The 21,942-nt window shown below is 42.4% G+C and carries 23 protein-coding genes and 1 pseudogene; 15 read left to right on the top strand and 9 right to left on the bottom strand.

The window, feature by feature from the left end:
- Positions 1–94: 94 nt before the first annotated feature.
- The 8 genes from trhO to PY091_RS06230 all read left to right on the top strand — a co-directional run bounded on the left by trhO (position 95) and on the right by PY091_RS06230 (position 8,146).
- Positions 95–1,126 carry an oxygen-dependent tRNA uridine(34) hydroxylase TrhO gene (trhO, locus tag PY091_RS06265; RefSeq protein ID WP_275648852.1) on the top strand — a complete coding sequence of 344 codons (1,032 nt, stop codon included), beginning with the start codon at positions 95–97 and terminating at the stop codon, positions 1,124–1,126.
- Between the two features lie 102 nt (positions 1,127–1,228).
- On the top strand, positions 1,229–2,389 hold the full coding sequence (locus PY091_RS06260; protein WP_275648851.1) for a PSP1 domain-containing protein: 1,161 nt from the start codon (positions 1,229–1,231) through the stop codon (positions 2,387–2,389).
- Complete coding sequence (locus PY091_RS06255; protein WP_275648850.1) at positions 2,379–2,867, top strand: gliding motility lipoprotein GldH; 489 nt, start codon at positions 2,379–2,381, stop codon at positions 2,865–2,867. Before PY091_RS06260 ends, PY091_RS06255 begins: the two co-directional genes overlap by 11 nt.
- Before the next feature lie 2 nt (positions 2,868–2,869).
- Complete coding sequence (locus tag PY091_RS06250) at positions 2,870–5,194, top strand: penicillin-binding protein 1A (RefSeq protein WP_275648849.1); 2,325 nt, start codon at positions 2,870–2,872, stop codon at positions 5,192–5,194.
- Between the two features lie 98 nt (positions 5,195–5,292).
- Entirely contained in the window at positions 5,293–5,994 is a 702-nt protein-coding gene (locus tag PY091_RS06245) for a CoA transferase subunit A (protein ID WP_275648848.1), read from the top strand.
- A gap of 2 nt (positions 5,995–5,996) precedes the next feature.
- Positions 5,997–6,650 carry a CoA transferase subunit B gene (locus PY091_RS06240; RefSeq protein WP_275648847.1) on the top strand — a complete coding sequence of 218 codons (654 nt, stop codon included), beginning with the start codon at positions 5,997–5,999 and terminating at the stop codon, positions 6,648–6,650.
- 322 nt (positions 6,651–6,972) lie between these two features.
- On the top strand, positions 6,973–7,491 hold the full coding sequence (locus tag PY091_RS06235) for a GNAT family N-acetyltransferase (RefSeq protein ID WP_275648846.1): 519 nt from the start codon (positions 6,973–6,975) through the stop codon (positions 7,489–7,491).
- 202 nt (positions 7,492–7,693) lie between these two features.
- A complete protein-coding gene (locus PY091_RS06230) occupies positions 7,694–8,146 on the top strand; it encodes a hypothetical protein (RefSeq protein ID WP_275648845.1) in 453 nt (150 codons plus the stop codon).
- On the opposite strand, the gene PY091_RS06225 is transcribed toward PY091_RS06230, so the two are convergent.
- The 5 genes from PY091_RS06225 to PY091_RS06205 all read right to left on the bottom strand — a co-directional run bounded on the left by PY091_RS06225 (position 8,062) and on the right by PY091_RS06205 (position 13,172).
- Positions 8,062–9,207 (bottom strand): methionine aminotransferase, encoded by a 1,146-nt coding sequence (locus PY091_RS06225; RefSeq protein ID WP_275648844.1) that lies wholly within the window; start codon positions 9,205–9,207, stop codon positions 8,062–8,064. The two genes, PY091_RS06230 and PY091_RS06225, sit on opposite strands and share 85 nt — an antisense overlap.
- On the bottom strand, positions 9,200–9,679 hold the full coding sequence (locus PY091_RS06220; protein WP_275648843.1) for a very short patch repair endonuclease: 480 nt from the start codon (positions 9,677–9,679) through the stop codon (positions 9,200–9,202). Before PY091_RS06220 ends, PY091_RS06225 begins: the two co-directional genes overlap by 8 nt.
- Before the next feature lie 68 nt (positions 9,680–9,747).
- On the bottom strand, positions 9,748–10,494 hold the full coding sequence (locus tag PY091_RS06215) for a succinate dehydrogenase/fumarate reductase iron-sulfur subunit (protein ID WP_275648842.1): 747 nt from the start codon (positions 10,492–10,494) through the stop codon (positions 9,748–9,750).
- Positions 10,495–10,500: 6 nt separating this feature from the next.
- Positions 10,501–12,504 (bottom strand): fumarate reductase/succinate dehydrogenase flavoprotein subunit, encoded by a 2,004-nt coding sequence (locus PY091_RS06210; protein WP_275648841.1) that lies wholly within the window; start codon positions 12,502–12,504, stop codon positions 10,501–10,503.
- Between the two features lie 2 nt (positions 12,505–12,506).
- Positions 12,507–13,172 carry a succinate dehydrogenase cytochrome b subunit gene (locus PY091_RS06205; protein WP_275648840.1) on the bottom strand — a complete coding sequence of 222 codons (666 nt, stop codon included), beginning with the start codon at positions 13,170–13,172 and terminating at the stop codon, positions 12,507–12,509.
- 94 nt (positions 13,173–13,266) lie between these two features.
- Between PY091_RS06205 and PY091_RS06200 the strand changes: the two genes are divergently transcribed.
- Complete coding sequence (locus tag PY091_RS06200; protein WP_275648839.1) at positions 13,267–14,235, top strand: RimK family alpha-L-glutamate ligase; 969 nt, start codon at positions 13,267–13,269, stop codon at positions 14,233–14,235.
- A gap of 8 nt (positions 14,236–14,243) precedes the next feature.
- Here the strand turns inward: PY091_RS06200 and PY091_RS06195 are convergent, their stop codons facing one another.
- Together PY091_RS06195 and PY091_RS06190 are read right to left on the bottom strand one after the other, a co-directional pair.
- Entirely contained in the window at positions 14,244–14,522 is a 279-nt protein-coding gene (locus PY091_RS06195; protein ID WP_275648838.1) for a hypothetical protein, read from the bottom strand.
- 5 nt (positions 14,523–14,527) lie between these two features.
- The gene (locus PY091_RS06190) at positions 14,528–14,917 is read right to left on the bottom strand and encodes a DUF2721 domain-containing protein (RefSeq protein WP_275648837.1); all 390 of its coding nucleotides are present in this window, start codon (positions 14,915–14,917) and stop codon (positions 14,528–14,530) included.
- Positions 14,918–14,996: 79 nt separating this feature from the next.
- Between PY091_RS06190 and PY091_RS06185 the strand changes: the two genes are divergently transcribed.
- The 4 genes from PY091_RS06185 (at position 14,997) to PY091_RS06170 (ending at position 18,532) form a co-directional block, all read left to right on the top strand.
- A complete protein-coding gene (locus PY091_RS06185; RefSeq protein WP_275648836.1) occupies positions 14,997–16,289 on the top strand; it encodes an aminopeptidase P family protein in 1,293 nt (430 codons plus the stop codon).
- 4 nt (positions 16,290–16,293) lie between these two features.
- Positions 16,294–16,470, top strand: coding sequence for a hypothetical protein (locus tag PY091_RS06180; protein WP_275648835.1), 177 nt, complete (start codon positions 16,294–16,296; stop codon positions 16,468–16,470).
- Positions 16,471–16,683: 213 nt separating this feature from the next.
- Entirely contained in the window at positions 16,684–17,913 is a 1,230-nt protein-coding gene (locus PY091_RS06175) for an alpha/beta fold hydrolase (RefSeq protein WP_275648834.1), read from the top strand.
- 10 nt (positions 17,914–17,923) lie between these two features.
- The gene (locus PY091_RS06170; RefSeq protein ID WP_275648833.1) at positions 17,924–18,532 is read left to right on the top strand and encodes a class I SAM-dependent methyltransferase; all 609 of its coding nucleotides are present in this window, start codon (positions 17,924–17,926) and stop codon (positions 18,530–18,532) included.
- Here PY091_RS06170 and PY091_RS06165 read toward each other — a convergent pair.
- Positions 18,529–19,687: pseudogene (locus PY091_RS06165) on the bottom strand (branched-chain amino acid transport system II carrier protein). The gene PY091_RS06170 and the pseudogene PY091_RS06165 overlap by 4 nt on opposite strands.
- A gap of 239 nt (positions 19,688–19,926) precedes the next feature.
- On the opposite strand from PY091_RS06165, the gene PY091_RS06160 reads away from it, so the two are divergent.
- A complete protein-coding gene (locus PY091_RS06160) occupies positions 19,927–20,181 on the top strand; it encodes a hypothetical protein (protein WP_207028898.1) in 255 nt (84 codons plus the stop codon).
- A gap of 120 nt (positions 20,182–20,301) precedes the next feature.
- Here PY091_RS06160 and thiL read toward each other — a convergent pair whose 3' ends face one another.
- Positions 20,302–21,348 (bottom strand): thiamine-phosphate kinase, encoded by a 1,047-nt coding sequence (thiL, locus tag PY091_RS06155; RefSeq protein ID WP_275648832.1) that lies wholly within the window; start codon positions 21,346–21,348, stop codon positions 20,302–20,304.
- A gap of 248 nt (positions 21,349–21,596) precedes the next feature.
- Between thiL and PY091_RS06150 the strand changes: the two genes are divergently transcribed.
- Entirely contained in the window at positions 21,597–21,926 is a 330-nt protein-coding gene (locus PY091_RS06150) for a HesB/IscA family protein (protein ID WP_275648831.1), read from the top strand.
- Positions 21,927–21,942 lie beyond the last annotated feature (16 nt).

Raw genomic sequence — 21,942 nt, 5'->3', positions numbered from 1 at the left:
GGCCTTTAACAGGCCCTTTTGATTTACCCTCCCATTAATTTTTATCTTTGCCCCAGAATTCAAAGAACCATTCTTTAACTTAATCAGGTATAGCATGCAACTGTACAATACATTAAGTGCAAAAGAAAGGGAAGCCCTAATTGAGGAGGCCGGTAAAGATCGGCTTACCATCTCTTTCTATAAATATGCACATATAGGTAACCCTCAGATTTTGAGGAACCATCTTTTCTTGGCCTGGAACGACATGGAAGTCCTTGGTCGTATTTATGTGGCCCAGGAAGGTATAAATGCCCAACTTTCGGTTCCTGCGGATAATTTCAATGTGTTCAAGGAACATCTGGACAGTATTTCATTTTTGGAAAATGTGAGATTGAACATTGCCATTGAACAGGACAATAAGTCATTTTTGAAACTTAAGGTAAAGGTGCGCGATAAAATTGTTGCCGACGGCCTTAACGACGATACCTTTGATGTGACCAATAAGGGAATTCATGTGGGCGCCGAACAATTCAACGAACTTATTGAGGACGAAAACACCGTTCTGGTCGACATGCGCAATCACTACGAAAGTGAAATCGGCCATTTTAAAAATGCCATTACCCCGGATGTTGACACCTTTAGGGACTCATTGGACATCATTGAGCAAGATCTCGCTGAACACAAAGAAGATAAAAAATTGGTCATGTACTGCACTGGTGGCATCCGTTGTGAAAAGGCCAGTGCCTATTACAAACACAAAGGCTTTAAAAATGTCTACCAGCTGGAAGGCGGTATTATAGAATACACCCGACAAGTGCGCGAAAAGCAATTGGAAAATAAATTTTTGGGAAAAAACTTTGTTTTTGACCACCGTAGAGGGGAGCGTATTTCCGAGGAAGTGATCGCACATTGCCACCAATGTGGAAAGCCGTGCGATACCCATGTGAACTGCGCCAACGAAGCCTGCCATTTATTGTTTATCCAATGTGAGGAATGTGCAGAAAAAATGAACAATTGTTGTTCGGTGGATTGTATGGAAGTACATGCTTTGCCTTATGAGGAACAAAAACGTTTGCGCAAGGGCAAAGGGGCCAGCAACAAAATATTCAAAAAAGGCCGCTCCCCTGTATTGAAATACAAGAACTAGTATTTCAATGCTGCAACAAATTGTGTTATATTTACAACTAGTAATTTTTATGAACCCTTTTTAAGGAAATGTTTTAAGTTTCCTTAAATCAAGATATTATATATGGCGTGTAGCAGTTGTTCAACCGGCAAGGATGGACAACCGCGTGGTTGCAAGAACAATGGTACTTGCGGCACTGATGGTTGTAATAAGCTGACAGTCTTTGATTGGCTTTCCAATATGTCGTTGCCCAACGGTCAAAAACCTTTTGATTGCGTTGAGGTGCGTTTCAAGAATAGCAGAAAGGAATTTTTCAGGAACACGGAAAATCTCACACTCTCCATAGGGGACGTAGTGGCCACTCAAGCCAAATCCGGTCACGATGTAGGTGTCGTAACGCTTACGGGTGAGCTTGTAAGGATTCAGATGAAACGTAAAAAAGTTTCTGCTGACGATAAAAATCTCCCCAAGGTCTACAGAAAGGCCACACAACGGGACATAGATATTTGGCAAAAATGTAGGGACAAGGAGGAAGAGATCAAAAAGCGCTCCAGGGAAATTGCCATTTCCCTAAAACTCCAAATGAAGCTCAGCGATGTTGAATTTCAAGGTGATGGTTCCAAAGCTACGTTTTATTACACGGCCGATGATCGGGTCGATTTTCGACAATTGATCAAGGATATGGCCAAGGCTTTTGGAATCCGAATTGAAATGCGCCAAATAGGATATCGACAGGAAGCCCAGCGTTTGGGAGGCATTGGTTCTTGTGGCCGAGAACTTTGTTGCTCCACATGGCTCACCGATTTCAGGTCTGTAAGCACGGCATCTGCCAGGTACCAGCAATTGGCCTTGAACCCACAAAAATTGGCAGGGCAGTGCGGCAAACTAAAGTGTTGCCTCAACTACGAATTGGATATGTACCTCGAAGCCCTCAAAAACTTTCCACCATCCGATTGTAAGCTAAAGACCAAAAAGGGATTGGCATTTTGCCAAAAGGCCGATATTTTTAAGGAAACCCTTTGGTTTTCCTATAAGGACGAACCCGCGACCTGGCATACATTGACCAAAGACCAGGTACTCGAAATCTTGGAATTGAACAAAAAGAACGAGAAAGTTGAAAGCCTGGAAGATTATGCAGCGGACAATATCAGCGAGGAAAAAACAACTTTCGAAAATGTAGTCGGTCAAGACAGTCTTACCCGTTTTGATAGACCGAACAAGAAAAGAAGAAGAAAGAAAAAAAGAAGAAAACCAAAATCTAAAGCATCCCCAAATGCGAAATAAGTCTTTGTTTTTGCTCATTGCAGTCCTTGCGCTATCCTCCTGCAACGAGTTGCTGGTCTATTCGGACTATAGGCCCATCAAAGAAGGAGAATGGGAAATGGGCCAAGCCGTCGATTTTCAATTTTCAGAGTTGGATTCCACATCGACCTATAACATGTTCATCAATATCAGGAACGATGACCACTTTGCCTTCAGTAATTTATTCCTGATAACCGAATTAGAATATCCCAATGGAAATACCGTTAAGGATACATTGGAATATAGAATGGCAGAACCCAATGGCGAATGGCTGGGAAAAGGAATGGGAAGTGTCAAGGAAAACAAGCTATGGTACAAGGAAAACATCGATTTTCCGAATTCTGGCGTATATAAGGTAAATATTTCACATGCCATGCGTAAAAATGGCGATGTGGGAGGCCTTCATCAGCTGAAAGGAATTACCGATGTTGGTTTGGAAATAGAAAAAGCACCCAAATAGTAATGGCAAAAAAGCGTCAAAAAAAACAGCAACAGAACTTTTTCCCCTTCATTAAATGGTTTTGGATCTTATTTGGAACAGGAGTATTGTCCGTCGTTCTTATTTTTCTTTTGGCTTCTTGGGGGGTCTTTGGTGAAATGCCCACTTTTGAACGTTTGGAGAACCCCGAAACCAATTTGGCCACAGAATTTATTTCTTCCGATGGCGAAACCTTGGGAAAACTTTATTTAGATGATAACAGGACTTGGGTCGATTATGAAACCCTTCCCCAAAACATCGTGGATGCACTAGTGGCCACCGAGGATGCAAGATATTACGAACATTCCGGAATCGATGCAAGAGGTTTTGCAAGGGCATTGGCCTATTTGGGAACAAAGGGAGGTGCCAGTACCATTTCACAGCAATTGGCCCGACAATTGTTCGTAGGAGTCCGATCCAGGAACCTTTTTGAAGCGGTTACACAAAAGATTAAGGAGTGGGTAATAGCCACTCGACTGGAACGTAATTATACAAAGGAAGAGATCATAGCGATGTACCTCAATATCTATGATTTTGGATATGCCGCCGATGGCATACGTTCAGCTTCCAGGATATATTTTGGAAAAGAGCCCAATGAGTTAAGAACTGAGGAGTCCGCAGTATTGATTGGAATGTTAAAGAACTCCTCTCTTTATAATCCGATCAGGCGAGAGGAATTAGTGTTCAACCGAAGAAATACGGTCCTTGGTCAAATGGCCAAATACGGGTATATCAGCGAAAAGGAAAAAGACTCCCTACAGACTTTGGAGATGAAGATCAATTTTAATCCAGAGTCCCATAGGGAAGGATTGGCCACCTATTTTAGGATGTACCTTCAACGCTGGTTGAACAATTGGGTAAAAGACAACCCAAAGCCAAACGGTGAAAAATGGAATATTTATTTGGATGGACTCAAGGTTTATACCACAGTGGATTCCAGAATGCAACGCAATGCCGAAGAAGCCGTACAGGAGCATATGAGCAACCTACAGGCCAAGTTTTTTCATCAAAATACGCCGCAAAGAAATCCAACGGCCCCATTCTTGGATATTTCGCGGGGTGCGATCGACACCATTATGGAGCGTGCAATGAAAGCATCTCCAAGATGGAGAGTATTAAAGCGAGAAGGCTTATCCGAAAAGGAAATCGAAGCCACTTTTCATGAAAAAACGGAAATGACCGTGTTTGATTGGAACAGTGATTCATACGAGAAGGACACCATTATGACTCCGATGGATTCCATTCGCTATTACAAAACATTCCTTAGGACATCAATGATGTCAATGGAGCCGCAAACTGGCCACGTGAAAGCTTGGGTAGGTGGAGTCGACTACAAACATTTCCAATACGACAACGTATATCAAGGTGCTCGACAAGCAGGTTCATTGTTCAAGCCATTTGTGTATGCGGCGGCCATTGATCAATTGCGATACTCCCCCTGTTTTACATTACCTGACAACCAATATAGTATAGAACCTGGAAAACATGGAAATATGGAGGCGTGGCAACCTAAAAATTCCGACGGCGAGTATTCAGGTGAGGATATGACGCTGAAAAATGCATTGGCCAATTCGGTAAATACTATTACGGCACAACTTATCGATCGGGTTGGGCCTGGAGCAGTTGTTTCATTGGCCAAAAACATGGGTATTACAAAAGATGTCCCTGCAGTACCTTCTATTGCATTGGGTGTGGCGGATGTAAGTGTATATGATATGGTAGGCGCCTTTGGCACCTATGCAAATCAAGGGGTATATGTAAAGCCCGTGATGGTGACCCGCATCGAGGACAAAAACGGATCTGTACTGTATGAGTATACTCCCGAAACTAAAGATGTGTTAAGTAAAGAAGTGGCCTATGCCATGGTCAACCTGTTGGAAGGGGTTACACAATCCGGTTCTGGAGCAAGATTACGCCATTCAGGAGCGAAAGAAACAACAGTTTATAAGGAAATTATTACTGGTTATCCTTACGAGCTGACAAATCCAATCGCAGGTAAAACGGGGACTACGCAAAACCAAAGTGATGGTTGGTTTATGGGCATGGTACCTAATCTGGTCACCGGAGTTTGGGTGGGAGGAGAAAATCGTTCTATTCATTTTTCCAGCATTACTTACGGACAAGGGGCCGCCATGGCATTGCCCATTTGGGCCCTGTACATGAAAAAGAACTATGCGGATGAGGAAATAGGGGTATCCAAGGACGAATTTGAAGCTCCGGAAGAAATGAGCATCAACATAGATTGTTCAAAAGTGAAAGAAGAGGTTAAAGTTGATACTGAAGACGATTTGGACGACCTGGACTTCTAGATAAATCAAAAGAGAGTAAAAAAGCCCCAAGCATATCCTATTTTGCTTGGGGCTTTTTTATTTAAATCGTAATTTCAGGGCAAATAAATGAGAATTTTATGATCAATAAAACTGTTGCCAATGTAGGAGAGGCATTAAAGGGAGTTGAAGACGGCATGACCTTTATGCTAGGAGGATTTGGCCTATGTGGAATACCCGAAAATGCCATTGACGAATTGGTCCGTTTGGGCATCAAGGACATCACTTGCATCTCGAACAATGCCGGGGTAGATGATTTTGGTCTTGGACTGCTCTTGCAAAACCATCAAATAAGGAAAATGATATCTTCCTATGTTGGGGAGAACGATGAATTCGAAAGGCAAATGCTGAGCGGTGAGCTCGAAGTAGAATTGACCCCACAGGGAACCTTGGCGGAAAAATGTAGAGCCGCACAAGCTGGTTTCCCTGCCTTTTATACCCCAGCTGGTTATGGGACCGAGGTTGCCGAGGGCAAGGAGACCCGTGAGTTCGATGGAAAAATGTACGTACTGGAGCCTGCTTTTAAAGCTGATTTCGCTTTCGTAAAGGCATGGAAGGGGGACGAAGCCGGAAACTTGATATTCAAGGGAACGGCACGCAATTTTAATCCCTGTATGTGTGGAGCTGCGACCATTACCGTGGCCGAGGTCGAGGAACTATTGCCTGCAGGTAGTTTGGACCCAAACGAAATCCATATCCCGGGAATATTTGTACAGCGTATTTTCCAGGGGGAAAAATTTGAAAAAAGAATTGAACAAAGAACAGTTAGACAGAAAGCATAGATATGTTGGACAAGAACGGAATAGCAAAACGAATTGCAAAAGAGGTCAAGGACGGATATTACGTGAACCTGGGTATTGGAATACCAACCTTGGTCGCCAACTTTGTACGTGACGATATAAGTGTCGAGTTTCAGAGTGAAAATGGAGTGCTGGGCATGGGACCGTTCCCATTTGAAGGGGAAGAGGATGCCGACATTATTAATGCGGGCAAACAGACGATCACTACCTTGCCGGGTGCCTCCTTTTTTGATTCTGCGACCAGTTTTGCCATGATAAGGGGGAAACATGTGGACCTTACCATTTTGGGAGCCATGGAAGTTGCCGAGAACGGGGATATAGCCAATTGGAAGATTCCGGGTAAAATGGTAAAGGGTATGGGAGGAGCTATGGACCTAGTAGCTTCCGCCGAGAATATAATAGTTGCCATGATGCACACCAACAGGGCCGGCCAATCCAAATTGTTGAAGCGTTGTACTTTGCCTTTAACGGGTGTAGGATGTGTTACCACCATCGTTACCAATCTTGCAGTGTTGGAAGTGACGGCAGACGGGTTCAAGTTATTGGAAAGAGCTCCCGGGGTATCCGTAGAGGAAATTAAGGAGGCTACTGAAGGAACCTTGATCGTTGAAGGAGAGATTCCTGAAATGAATATTTGATAAATATCGACCCTGTTTTTACAACATATTCGAGCTATTACACAACATTAGTTTTATATTACCATTCATCGATAATATATTTGGTTATATCGAAAATTTTACCCAAATTAACCACGTTAAAACCTATTAACCATGGCACTAAAATCAAACACTACGATGGACGAAAACGTACAAGTTTACCGAAACGATTTTTTCACAGGTTTTATGCTTTTGATCAAAAAGCTTTTCATGCTATAGATCAGTATTATCCCCCTGAAAAATATGGAGCCAACATAGTGTTAGGCTCTTTTTTTTGCGATAATTTTAGCAAAACCCCCAAAACATGTCCTGTTCTATTCAAAAGTGTACCAAAGCCGATTTAGGCACTCTGGTTAATTTGTCCAAGGTAACATTTAGGGATGCTTTTGAGAGTGCCAATGATCCCAACGATTTTGCCAGCTATTTACATCAAGCGTTTCATACCGATAAGATGCTCTCCGAACTGTTAAATCCAAACAGTTTCTTTTATTTTATTTTGAATGGAGAAGAAGTAGTGGGCTATTTCAAACTCAATATTGCATCTGCCCAAACCGATTTGCATGATTCTAGAGGCATGGAAATAGAACGCATATACGTATTGAGTTCACACCAGGGGAAAAGTATTGGCTCTTGGGTGTTAAAAGAAATTAAATCGCTTGCCAGGGGCCTTAATAAAGATTTTTTGTGGTTAGGGGTCTGGGAGAAGAATCCCAACGCTATTCGTTTTTACCAGCGTCATGGTTTTACAAAGATAGGAGAGCACCCATACTTTATAGGCTCGGACGAACAAACAGATTGGCTTATGAAGTTAGTGCTTCAATAAGCCTTCAAGAAAATTAAAATCTTCCTCTGCCTTTAATTTTATGTCCACTGAATTTTTGATGGCCGTTTGCAGTAAAAGTGTAATTGCTTTGGCATTCAGTTTTGTTAGACTATTAGTGCGATAAACCACATCACGAATGGTCGAAAAACTTAGCTTCGTTTGAATGGCATAAAAATACATTTCGGGCCTGCAGAATGAAAGTATGAGCAATTCGTTCCAAGTTGGGTTTATTATTGATTTTCTATCGGATGAAACCCATCATATCTTCGAGGTCTCTGGCGACCCCATGAACGATAATAGGGAATCTATTCCAAACAAATCATATGTTCTTGGATGGGAGCTAATAAAGGAATCCTTGGTGCGAAACAAGGAAACCCTACGGAACCAATCCTATATAATTGTTTGTAACGGGATTATCTGTAAACAGATTATAGGCTATAATAAGGAGCGAAGGACCCTAATGTGCCATAATTTAAATACCTCCCCAGAATTTCGGGACTTTGAATTGCCTTTGAATGATGTTCTTCAGATTTTCAAAACAGTGAAAGAGCAACTTTTGCCTTCCAATACTCAAATTGAATTCAATATTTGGGAGGCTTTGTCCAAAACATCGTTGGTCTTCGCAAAGCAAAACCGCAGGAATTTCTTGTCATAATCCGCCTTGTAGAATACAGAGACAGGAATACTCGCAAGCTTATGTTCCTTGATTAAACGTTCAGCAAAGACAGTGTCCTTTTCCTCTGTGATCTCAGAATAATCCAATAATTGAAAATAAGTGCCGGCCGAAGGGACCATTTTAAATCTGGAGCCTTTGATGCCATTTAAGAAAATATCTCGCTTCTCTTGATAAAAACTACCGAGATTCAGATAATGCTGGGGGTCATTCAAGTATTGGGCTAGTGCAATCTGTAGCGGATGGTTTACCGAAAATACATTGAACTGATGCACTTTTTGAAACTCTCGCATCAGGGGTTTTGGGGCTACGCAATAACCCATTTTCCAACCAGTGGCATGAAATGTCTTTCCAAACGAAGAACAAATGACGCTCCTGGCAGCCAAGCCTGGATATTTCGTTGCACTTTCGTGCAACTTGCCGTCAAACACAATATGTTCATAAACCTCATCACTCAACAAGATAATATCGGTATCCCTTAAAATTTCTTGAAGCTGTAGCATATCGTTTTCTGACCAAATGATACCGGTAGGATTGTGCGGAGTATTACAAATGACCATTTTGGTTTTTGGGGTTATGGCCGATTTAAAAGCGCTCCAATTCATTTTAAAATCATTTCCCTCTAAGGGCATCGCGATACTTTTACCACCAAAAAGGGATATAGCGGGTTCGTAGCAATCAAAGGCGGGTTCTATAACAATGACTTCATCTTCTGGGTGCACAAAGGCGGCAATAGTAGTGAAAATCGCTTGGGTGGCACCGGCCGTAACGGTGATTTCAGATTCAGGATGATAATAGGTGCCATACAAACGCTCAATTTTTTCTGAAATGGCTTCACGAAGGGAGAGCGTACCTTGCATAGGTGCATATTGGTTGTTTCCTTTTTTATAGGCTTTGCTCATGAGTCTTAGAAGTTCCGGCTCGGGGTCAAAGTTTGGAAATCCCTGTGATAGGTTTATGGCATTGTGGGCATGGGCCAGTTGGGTGATGGTTGTAAAAATGGTAGTACCCACATGAGGTAGTTTGGATAGTGGTTCAATCATTGGCGTGATGTTCTTTTAAAGTGTTAAGGACTTTTTCCAGGCAACTTTCCAAGTCTTTTTTCACTTCTGTTTCCCAAAACCGGAACACGGTGTAACCCATTTGCTCCAAAGCTTCGTTCACTTCTTGGTCCCGTTGTATATTGCGTTCAATTTTTGGAATCCAGAATTCCCTGTTGGTTTTGATTTTTTCTTTTCGTTCCTCCCAATTATGCCCGTGCCAGAATTCCCCGTCAATAAATATGACGGTTTTATACTTTTGCAATGCAATATCAGGCCTTCCTATGAGTTTTTTGTAATCTACCCGATATCTGTATCCCTCTTGCCATAACGCTTTTCTAAACGCAAGTTCCGGCTTGGTGTTTTTGCCGCGTATTTTCCCCATGATCTTGGAACGTTCGGGAGTGGTGTAAAAACCCGATTCCTCATTGAAACGTGGTACTTTGATCCGTTCTTTAGGGTATTCCTTGGGCATACTGTAAGATAACAAAAAACCCAAACTCCTTTTGGAATTTGGGTTTTGTATATTGGAATGTGATGTGTTTATCCTTTCAATGTAGCGGATAAGTACTCACGATTCATACGTGCAATATTGGTCAATGAAATACCTTTGGGGCATTCCACTTCACAGGCTCCGGTGTTAGTACAGTTACCAAAACCTTCCAGGTCCATTTGGCGTACCATATTCTGTACACGTTCCACGGCTTCCACTCTACCTTGTGGTAATAAGGCAAACTGGGAAACCTTAGCAGAGGTGAAGAGCATGGCACTTGCATTTTTACAAGCGGCCACACAGGCTCCACAACCAATACAGGTAGCGGCATCCATGGCCTCATCCGCATCATATTTGTTGATTGGAATAGTGTTGGCATCCACAGTATTACCAGAAGTATTTACAGAGATATAACCTCCTGCTTGCTGAATGCGGTCAAATGCACTTCTGTCCACGATCAAATCTTTGATCACAGGAAATGCTTTTGCACGGAAAGGCTCGATAACAATAGTATCCCCATCGTTGAACTTTCGCATGTGCAATTGGCAAGTGGTCACCAATCGGTCCGGTCCGTGAGGTTCTCCATTGATCTGCAGGGAACATGTTCCGCAGATACCCTCTCTACAATCATGGTCGAATTCAACGGGTTCTTCTCCTTTGGAGACCAATTCTTCGTTCAAAACGTCGAGCATCTCCAAGAAAGACATATCTCCTTCAACACCATCAAGGGTATAATCAACTATCTTTCCAGGTGTGGATGCGTCTTTTTGACGCCATATTTTTAGATATAATTTCATAGCTTCTTATTTGTAGGATCTTGTCTTCAGTTCAATATTTTCGTATACCAAATCTTCTTTGTGCAATTCGGCATCCTTTGGCTCGCCTTTATACTCCCAAGCGGCCACATATTTAAAGTTTTTGTCATCTCGGAGCGCTTCACCCTCTTCGGTCTGGTACTCTTCACGGAAGTGTCCTCCACAGGACTCGTTTCTGTGCAGGGCATCTTTCGCGAACAATTCACCCAATTCCAAGAAGTCGGCAACACGTCCAGCTTTTTCCAACTCTTGGTTTTTGGAATCGATGCTTCCTGGAATTTTAACGTTCTCCCAGAAATCTTTTCTTAGCGCCGAGATTTCTTCGATAGCTTCCTTAAGTTCCTTTTCGTTACGGGCCATACCACATTTGTTCCACATGATCTTGCCCAGTTTTTTGTGATAGTAGTCCACAGAGTGGATACCGGAACCGCCCATCAGTTTTTCCATGCGGTCACGAACCTGTTGCTCAGCTTCATCAAACTCTTTGGAGTCTGTGGGAATGGCACCTGTTCTAATATCATCGGATAAGTAATCACCGATTGTATACGGCAGTACAAAATATCCATCGGCCAGACCTTGCATCAATGCAGAAGCGCCCAAACGGTTGGCACCGTGATCGCTAAAGTTGGCTTCCCCTGCTGCGTAGCAACCTGGAATCGTGGTCTGTAAATTATAGTCAACCCAAAGACCTCCCATGGTATAGTGTACCGCAGGATAGATCATCATGGGTGTTTTGTACGGGTTTTGATCTACGATTTTCTCGTACATCTGGAAAAGGTTACCATATTTGGCCTCTACAACTTCTTCACCCAATTTGGTTATGGTTGCCTTGTCCGGGTTTTTGATACCTGAAGTCAAGGCTTTTTCTTTTCCATAACGCTCAATGGCGGATGCAAAGTCCAAGAAAACCGCCTCTCCTGTTTTGTTTACACCAAAACCGGCATCGCAACGCTCTTTTGCAGCTCTCGATGCCACATCACGTGGCACAAGGTTACCAAAGGCAGGGTACCTTCTTTCCAAATAGTAATCGCGATCTTCTTCGGCCAGTTCCGTTGGCTTTAATTTACCTTCTCGAATGGCGATGGCATCTTCTTTTTTAGCCGGCACCCAGATACGTCCATCGTTTCTGAGGGACTCCGACATCAAGGTCAATTTGGATTGATGGTCCCCGGTCACCGGGATACAGGTCGGGTGAATCTGGGTAAAACATGGATTGGCGAAGAATGCCCCCTTACGGTGCGCTCTCCAAGCGGCCATAACGTTACTTCCCATAGCGTTGGTCGATAGGAAGAATACGTTACCGTAGCCTCCGGTCGCCAAAACAACGGCATGGGCACTGTGCCTTTCAATCTCACCGCTCACCAAGTCCCTTGCTATGATGCCCCTTGCCTTACCATCGACCAAAACCAAATCCATCATTTCATGACGGTTGAATGCTTGAATCTTACCTCGGTTTATTTGACGGTTCATAGCAGAGTATGCCCCTAGCAAAAGTTGCTGGCCTGTTTGACCCTTTGCATAAAAGGTTCTCGACACGAGCACCCCGCCAAAAGATCGGTTGTCCAACATACCGCCATATTCTCGAGCAAAGGGAACCCCTTGAGCTACACATTGGTCGATAATGTTACCGGACACCTCGGCCAAACGGTAAACGTTGGCTTCGCGGGAACGATAATCGCCCCCTTTAATGGTATCATAGAAAAGACGGTAGTTACTATCACCATCCCCTTGATAATTCTTAGCTGCATTGATACCTCCCTGGGCAGCAATGGAGTGTGCCCTTCTAGGAGAATCTTGATAACAGAATGTTTTTACATTGTAACCCAACTCGGCCAGAGTGGCTGCCGCGGCACCACCTGCAAGTCCTGTACCTACGACAATGATGTCGATGTTCCTTTTGTTGGCAGGGTTAACAAGATCGATGTCGTTTTTATGTTTGGTCCATTTGTCGGCCAATGGCCCAGATGGAATTTTGGAATCCAATATGCCCATACTTAATGTGTTATTGGGTTAAGGTGGTGGTAAAGGGCGATAAATGCAAACGCCAAGGGTACCACTACCGCAAATATTTTAGCAAATTTTTTGAATCCAGTGGTGTACTTGTTGTTCACACCCATGGATTGGAAAGATGAGGCAAAGCCGTGCCACAAGTGCAGGCTCAACAACACAAAGGAAACCACGTAGAGAACGGTTCTCCAGAATGGAGCAAATTTCTCAACGGTTTCGTGGTAATAACGTGTTGGGTCCTCTGGATTGGCCTCAATATATTTATAGGCCATTTCGTGTACCCAGAAATCGTAGAAGTGCAATGCCAAGAAAGCAAGGATCACCAAACCTGAATAGATCATGTTCCTGGATACCCATGGAGCATTGGCGCTTCCCTTGTACTTTACATAGCTTACATCCCTAGCTTTTTTGTTCTGAATTTCCAAAACAAAGCCCATCACAAAGTGTACGACCACACCTATGATCAATATGGGTTGCATTAAAAATTGAACCAGCGGATTGTAACCCATAAAATGGGACGCTTCATTAAAAAATTCCGGTGAAAACACAGAGGCCAAATTGATGGTCACGTGAAGAATCAAAAATATGACCAAAAAAAGACCCGATAGGGCCATTACATATTTTCGGGCCAATGAAGATTTAATCAAACTCATTAGAAGTTAGTTTTTCAACAAAAATAAAGCACGGATGAGTTTTTAACAAGCTTTCAACATTGTAAAACCAGTTATTTAGACTCATTTTAAGCTATTGGGATTTAGAGCATCAGGATCTTATTTTGGGAATTTTGCCGATATTAGGATAGAATTTGAAACCATTACCCGTAACATGGATGTTGCCATTCTTTCCGTAAGCCTTAATGTATATTCCACTTCCAGGATTGCAGAGGAATTTGAAAAGGCGGGGCATTATGTAGAACACATTGATCACACCAAATGTTCGGTTCAACTTGGGGGCGAAAGGCCGCAAATTTTTTTTGGTGCGGAGAACATTACCGATGAGTTCGATGCTATCGTTCCCAGAATCGGGACGACAGTTACCCGACACGGCGCAGCTATTGTAAAGCAGTTCGAGATGAACGATATTTTCAGCACGGCCAAGTCACTAGGGATTATTCGTGCACGGAACAAAGTCTCAACGCTTCAAATGATGTCGAAAAAAGGAATCCCGATACCAAAAACCGTATTTTCCATCAATCCGAACAATGTGGAACATCAAATTGAACTTTTGGGAGGAGCACCTGTCATTATTAAACTACAGGAAGGAACCCAGGGAAAGGGAGTGATTCTGGCAGAAAGCAAGAAGTCCGCAAAATCGGTGATTGATACACTTTACAACATGAACACCAGTATTTTATTACAGGAGTTTATTGAAGAAGCCAATGGGGAAGATCTTAGAATTGTGGTAGTGGGCAACAAGATTGTTGCCAGCATGAAACGCACCAGTGAGCTGGACGATTTTAGGTCCAATGTACACCGCGGCGCTGAAACCCAACAAGTACAACTAACCCCTAGGGAAAAGTTCATAGCCCTAAATGCAACCAAATATCTAGGATTGGGAGTCGCCGGAGTGGATTTGATTCGCTCCAAGAATGGTCCGTTATTGATTGAGGTCAATGCATCTCCGGGATTAAAAGGGATTGAGGCGGCCACTGGTGTCAATGTAGCCAAAAGCATAGTGCAGTTGGTGGAAAGGAACGGAAGGCGAAATAGGAAATAGCCCTAACCTTAAGCCGATAAGTCAATGTTTTTTTCGTTCACTTTGGCCAAGCCCCATTTTATGGCATCTTCAACTTTTGAGAATTGCCTGATTTTATTAGGGAAGAACATTTTCTCCAAAACTACATTGGCCAATCCACTACTGTTGTAGGCCACTATGGAGTAATACTCCAATTGGTGTCGGTGCTTGTAGAACTTTAACCAGTCTGTGGGAACAACTGAATAATTGTTGATTCGGTTGCTTATGTAGGCAATGGGCTTGCTTTTTCCGAGAACCTCGTATGCCACTTTTATTATTTTTCCATGTTCTTTAATTGAATGCTCAATGCTTTTGTGGATAATTGAACCTCCAAGAAGGATAGGATCAGTGAAATCATCAAGAATATTAAACTGATACCAAAAATAATATTGGCCCACACCCTCATTTCCACATAAATTAAAAACATGGTTACCGCAGCCAATAAAAAACTAATGATCGCAGAGGCCTGCATGTTTTTGATTATTCCCAATCGTGTTCGAAGTTGATTGATCTGTTGCTTAAGGGGCTGGGCAGATGTTTCCTCGAACTGTTTGTGCAACTGCCGGATCAATGCCGCTATGGCCAAATACCGAGCATTATAAGCTAACATAGTCAAAGAAATGGCAGGAAAAAGAAGAGCTGGGATACTAAGGTTGAGCTGCATTTTAAGGATTTAATAGGTAAGGTAAGAATTTGTCATCGGTATCGCAATTACCTAAATTTGGACAAATCAAAATATAGATATGAAATACTTCCAAATAGACAGTAATCTTTTTGTAAAGAACCGAAAAAAATTCATGGCGCAGATGCGGCCAAAAAGCATAGCGGTGTTCAATTCCAACGATGTTTATCCTATTGGGGCTGATAGTACCATGCCCTTTGAACAGGCTCGTGATATTTTTTATTTGAGCGGTGCGGACCAAGAAGAAACCATTCTCCTGCTTTTTCCGGATGCCATTGATCCTAAGCACAGGGAAATTCTATTTGTAAGGGAAACCAACGACCATATTGCCGTTTGGGAAGGAGCAAAGTTGACCAAAGACAAGGCCACTGAAGTATCGGGAATTGAAACTGTTTACTGGCTAACGGATTTTGACAAGGTTTTCTTTGATTTAATGACCGAAGCGGATACCATTTATTTTAACACCAACGAACATTATCGACAAGCCGTTGAAACGCAAACGCGAGAGGATCGATTTATTGAAAAGGTAAAAAAGGAGTACCCGGCGCACCAATGGGCGAAGAGCAATCCTATTATGCAAAATATTCGTGGGGTAAAGGAGCCGGAAGAAATTGCACTAATGCAAACGGCCTGCGATATTACCGAAAAGGGGTTCAGAAGAATATTGGAATTTGTGAAACCTGGCGTTTGGGAATATGAGATCGAGGCGGAATATCTGCATGAATTTGTGCGTAACCGCTCCAAAGGGTTTGCTTACACACCGATTATCGCATCCGGGGGAAATGCCAATGTTTTGCATTATGTGGAAAATAACCAGCAGGTTAAGGATGGGGATATGATCTTAATGGATTTAGCGGCCGAATATGCCAATTACTCCAGTGATATGACCCGAACCATTCCGGGCAATGGCAAGTTTACACCAAGGCAAAAGGAGGTATACAGTGCAGTTTTACGAGTTAAGGATGAGGCCACAAAAATGTTGGTTCCCGGAACCATTTGGGCAGAATACCATAAGGAAGTGGGCAAAATAATGACCTCCGAACTAATTGGTCTGGGACTCTTGGATAAAGCGGATGTACAAAATGAAAATCCCGATTGGCCGGCTTACAAGAAATTCTTTATGCACGGTACAAGTCACCATATAGGATTGGATACGCACGATTACGGCGAATTGAAAAAGCCGATGAAAGCCAATATGGTATTTACAGTGGAACCGGGAATTTATATTCCTGCCGAAGGGATGGGGATCCGATTGGAGGACGATGTGGTCATTCAAGAAAAAGGGGAACCTTTCAATCTAATGCGCAACATCCCCATTGAGATAGAAGAAATAGAAGAGTTGATGAATAAATAGGGTCATGAAATATTTACTGTTCTTATACCAACAGACCGATATTGAAAAAAAGCTACAGGAAGCTCCCGATAGCGCCTACGAAATAGGTGTGGTAATCGGGAGTTACCTTCCTTTTGTCGTCTTGGCAGGTATTGCCTATGGCATTTACCATTACAATAAAAAGAAGCGGGGCTCGGAATAATCCTTGAAACATTATGAGATAATAAGAATTGACGCTGGAAGGGTAACCAATTTAAAGTTCACGAAGATCTAGTGGGCATTTTAAAAGCTACATTTTGGATTTTCCCGCAGTGGTACAATGGCAACGACAGACAAGTTTGCCGTGACTAAAAAAATGCCCTAACTTTAGTTGTTTCAAAAAGTAACTCAACAAACTTTAAAGCACTTAAATATAATGAGGACAGCATTGACCTTCTCCATGGTACTAATGGTAATTGGTACTACAAAGGCCTTAACAAATAAAACAATTGATCAAAATATGTACATGGTAACTTTGGTTGCCCCGGAAAATGGTTCCTATACCGTTTCTCCCGAGCTGCCAAAAGATGGTATGGTCGAGCCGGGCACGGAGTTGACCGTTTCAGCTACTCCGGACGAAGGATTTAGCTTGGACGCAATTTATTACACTTTTAAAGGGGGTATGTGGGGCACCACCAGTGTGGAAAACTTTACATCGACCATGAAAATAACAGTAGATAAGGATATGTCCGTTGGAGCCACTTTTGTGGAAAGTAACCTCGTCGACAATTTAAATGTTACCCATGATGTTGTTTATGCCCAGCCGGGAGTTAAGCCATTAAAATATGATGTCTACGCTCCAAAAGGAACAAAAAACCTCCCTTTGGCAATTATTGTCCATGGTGGGGGCTGGTCGTCCAACAATGAGGATATTATGAGAGGTCTTGCCCGTGAACTTGCCAAAGGCAACCAATATGTGGTATGTAGTATCGATTACAGATGGGTGAACAATTTGGATGGTGATGAGGAGCCAAATTACATGCACAAACTTATTGAAGATGTTTTTGGCGCCATTGCCCATATTCAGGAACATGCAGCAGATTATGGGGGCGACCCTTCAAAAATAGCAGTTACCGGAGATAGTGCAGGAGGTCATTTATCGGCCTCTGCCGCAGTACTTAGCAGTTTGATCGGGGATGCAGGATTTGGTGAAAGCCAAGGGGTTTATGAATATATGCCCACCTATATGCCAAAAGGAAAATCAATTGACCAGGTGAAAGAAGAAATTATGGACGCCATCAAAGTGGCAGCGCCAAGTTATGGTCCTTTCAGTGCATCGGATTTTAAGCAATTTATACAACAGACCAAACAAGGGTATCTTGATGCCGTTTCTCCGGCACAACATGTGCCGGATGTGGGTAACCGGGCGATACCTCATTTTATTGTCAGGGGTACGGAGGACCCACTGATAAGCCATGAGGTTGTTCAACCCTATGTGGAAGAATTAAAAGAGAACGGTCAGACCGTTGAATATATCCAAGTGGAAGGAGCAGGGCATGCCTTTTTTGATTGGAAGCCCGATGCGCAAACCAGGGACACTTTTGCAAAGTATGGAGTTCCCTATGCTGCCGAGATGAAATCCTTTTTTGATTCAGTTTTTTATTAAATCGTTACTGTTGGACAAAAAAGGTCATTGGGAAACCGTTTATGCCACCAAAAAACCGGATGAGGTTAGTTGGACCCAAGAGGTTCCACAGACCTCATTGGATTTTATTCGTTCCTGTAATTTGGACAAGGCATCTAAAATTATAGATGTGGGCGGTGGCGACAGTAAATTGGTGGACCATTTACTCAATGAAGGCTTTAAGGACATTACAGTTCTCGATATCTCTGGAAAATCCTTGGAACGCGCTAAAGCAAGGCTTGGCGACAAAGCACAGCAAGTAAAGTGGATAGAAAGTGATGTCCTTAGTTTTAGACCACAAGAGACGTATGATCTTTGGCATGATAGGGCCGCTTTTCATTTTTTAACCGAACCTGGACAAATTCAAACCTATGTAGATTTGATCAATAACGCGGTAAATGGATATGTGATTATCGGTACCTTTTCGGAAAATGGCCCCAAAAAATGCAGCGGTCTCGATATTAAACAATACACGGAGGACACCATGGAGGAGACCTTCAGGTCTTTCAATAAGATTGCATGTAAAACCGAGGATCATATTACTCCGTTCTCCACTTCTCAGAATTTTGTTTTCTGCCGTTTTAAAAGAATGCGGGATTAGCTTAATGCTGGTGTTTTATTGCTCTTGATGATGTTGGACATAATAAATGCAACCAGTGCGGGCAGCACCCATCCCATTTGATGCTGGCTCAACGGAACCCAATCAACAAAAGGAGCGATTTGCTCGCCAAAACCGATACTCCCCAAGAAATCTGGAATACTGAACAAAATTGTAACAGCGACAACCTGTTTAAACACCTTTGGAGAACTCCATTTTTCCGGGACCACATTGAGTAATATCAAAATAATGGTGATCGGGTAAATAAACATTAACGAAGGCACTGCCACCACGATAATGTAGCCAACGTCAAATTGTCCAATGAGCACTCCCAAGAGACACCCCAAAAATGCGGTTATTCGATATGCCAAAACAGAATCATTAAAGCGACTTTTTATAAAATCGGCAGTTCCCGTTACAATTCCCACGGCTGTTGTAAAGCAGGCCAAGCTTACCAATATACTGAGCAAAATATTCGCGGTTCCGCCCAAGGTGTATGTGCTTATTCCTCGCAAAAGGGCTGTTCTCGATACTTCTGGATCAAAAGAATTGGAGAAAAGCGCCCCAGTCAAAATCAGTCCGCCATATACTAGAAGTAAACCTATACCGGCCCATAGTCCTCCAAGCGCAATTATTTTTCGTTTCTCTTCAAAAGATGCGGATTTTTCTTTTAGGTTTATGGAAATTATTATGACTGCCCCCACTACAACGGCACCAATGGCATCAAAGGTTTGATAGCCTTCCAATATTCCCGAACTGAACGGTTGACTAATTTTGGAAGGAATAAAATCAAAGTCCATTGTAAATACGGCGGTCAATATCATTATCAATAATATGATAAGGATTCCCGGCGTCAACAGTTTGCCCAAAGCATCCAAAACCTTGGTAGCAATATACAAGACTGAACAAAGGGGATACCTTTTTGGCAAAGTCAAATAGGGTGCCCTGCAATCTTGCATGTGCCATTATTCCCAATATGGGCACAAGTACGCCCGAAATACAGAAACCTAACGTGACCACCCACCATAAATTTCCCGATTTAAAGCCCAATAATGGGGGGAGTATCAGGTTGCCCGCTCCAAAAAAAAGGGAAAAAAGAGCGAAGGCGGTAACGGTTAACGATTTTTTATTTGTGTGTTGTTGATAATTTGTTTTCAATGTGGTATATTACAAAAGCGTTTTTGGGCGGAAAAAGACTACTTTTTGTCGATTTTATGGTATTTCATCGAAAAAAAAGTTTTATCGAGACACCAGCAAAATAAAAAGTTATCAACATCCGTTCCTATTAAAAATGAACCTTCTAAAATTGAATCCATAATAAAAAACTACTAACCAAATTAAGCATTTTTCGAAGCCCCATTTCGTAATCATTGCTTTTCTCCAAACAACACCAGCTTATGAAGACAACTACTACGCAACATGGCAACAAATTTTCATCTTTCTTTTGCAATCTATTCGGTCATCACTATGTGGTGTCCAAAAAAGTGACCCAGCATATTAAAGAGTACAAATGTATTCATTGTCAAAAAGAGGTCACAACGGATGTTAGTGGCAAACTTTCCGCACTAACGCCTCAAATGCAAGAGATCAACAGTACGTTGGAAGACATGTACAGAAAAAGAAAAAGTAGGGTGGTGCACCAAGTGGCATAACCCTTTTTTATTTTAGGAAAGGCCCAAATCTTATCCCGGAAACTTAAGTAATTGCCTACTGCTAATGGTTGCGTGCCCCAATGCCATGATGTAGGGATGCCCTTGATTTTCGGGATTTTTTTATTCGTTGAACGAGTTCCATCCCTGTGCCGTAATGGGAATTTTGGTCTCAGCCCTTGTAATCAAGTGAACGCCTTCGTTCTTTTCCGTCATATGACCGATCACGGTTAAATTGGGGTTTCCCTTTATTTTTGGAAAATCGGACTGATCTATGGTAAACAATAGTTCGTAATCCTCTCCTCCGCTCAAGGCAATCATGGTACTGTCCATTTTAAATTCTTCGGATGCAGAAATTACCGTTGGATCCAACGGAATCTTATCTTCAAAAACATTGCAGCCGATATCACTTTGTTTGCACAAGTGGATAACTTCAGACGAAAGGCCGTCGCTGATATCGATCATGGAAGTTGGTTTTACCTCCAATTTTTTGAGCAGTTCCACAATATCTTTACGAGCCTCCGGCTTTAATTGCCGCTCAACGATATAGGAATAGGGTTCAAGATCGGGCTGACTGTTTGGATTTACCTTGAAAACCTCTTTTTCACGCTCCAATACTTGAAGTCCAAGGTAGGCACCGCCCAAATCTCCCGTTACCACCAAAAGGTCGTTCGGTTTACTTCCTTTTCGGTAAACAATCTCGTTTTCATCTGCAGCACCTATTGCCGTTACGCTAACAATCATTCCCCTAGTGGAAGAAGTGGTGTCTCCCCCGACCAAGTCCACATTGTAAAGCTTGCACGCGAGAGCTACACCTTCGTAAAATTCTTCCAATGCTTCCAAAGGGAACCTATTGGAAATGGCCAAAGAAACCGTAACCTGGGTTGCCATGGCGTTCATGGCATAGATATCGGAAAGGTTTACCATTACCGATTTATAGCCTAAGTGCTTCAAGGGCATATAAGCTAGGTCAAAATGGACACCTTCCACAAGCATGTCCGTAGAAACTATGGTTTTTTTGCCTCCATAGTCCATAACGGCGGCATCGTCGCCAACCCCGATCAGGGAGGATGGTTGTTTGAGTTCAAAGTTTTGGGTAAGGTGTTCGATTAGGCCGAATTCGCCCAATTTTTCCAAAGATGTACGTTCTTGATTCTTGTCTTCTAGCATTTTGCAAAAATAATGAGGATAATCGTAAATTTTGGTGTTCGAACGCACTTAAAATTTTTCAGATATTACATTGTCAAAAATCCTCCGGAATACCTGCTGTCACAAGTGTGTCGGGCCATATGATCCAATGGTCCCATTTTTCCATAGGAAACACCTATGGAATCATTCGTTATAATAATGTTAGTTACTATGGTAAAACCCTACATATACAGTATATTTGTGGGCTATTTAGATTAAATTCAATTAAGATGATTAAGGTTTCAGAATCAGCAAGGCACAAAGTGGTGTCGCTTATGACCGAGGAAGGTTTTAATGCGGCCACGGATTATGTGCGTGTTGGCGTAAAGAGCGGAGGGTGCAGCGGATTGTCTTATGAATTGACTTTTGACAATTCTGCAACGGATACAGATAAGATTTTTGAAGATAATGATGTAAGAATCATTGTCGACAAAAAAAGCTTTTTGTACTTGGTAGGCACTACATTGGAATATTCTGGAGGTTTAAACGGAAAGGGATTTGTGTTCAACAACCCCAACGCCCAAAGAACCTGTGGATGTGGAGAAAGTTTTTCACTATAAACATTGACAAAAAGCC

This window comes from Flagellimonas okinawensis (genome assembly GCF_029194005.1).
Lineage (GTDB): Bacteria > Bacteroidota > Bacteroidia > Flavobacteriales > Flavobacteriaceae > Flagellimonas > Flagellimonas okinawensis.
Note: the sequence above shows the minus strand (reverse complement) of the source record. Positions and strands in the feature narration are given on the sequence as shown.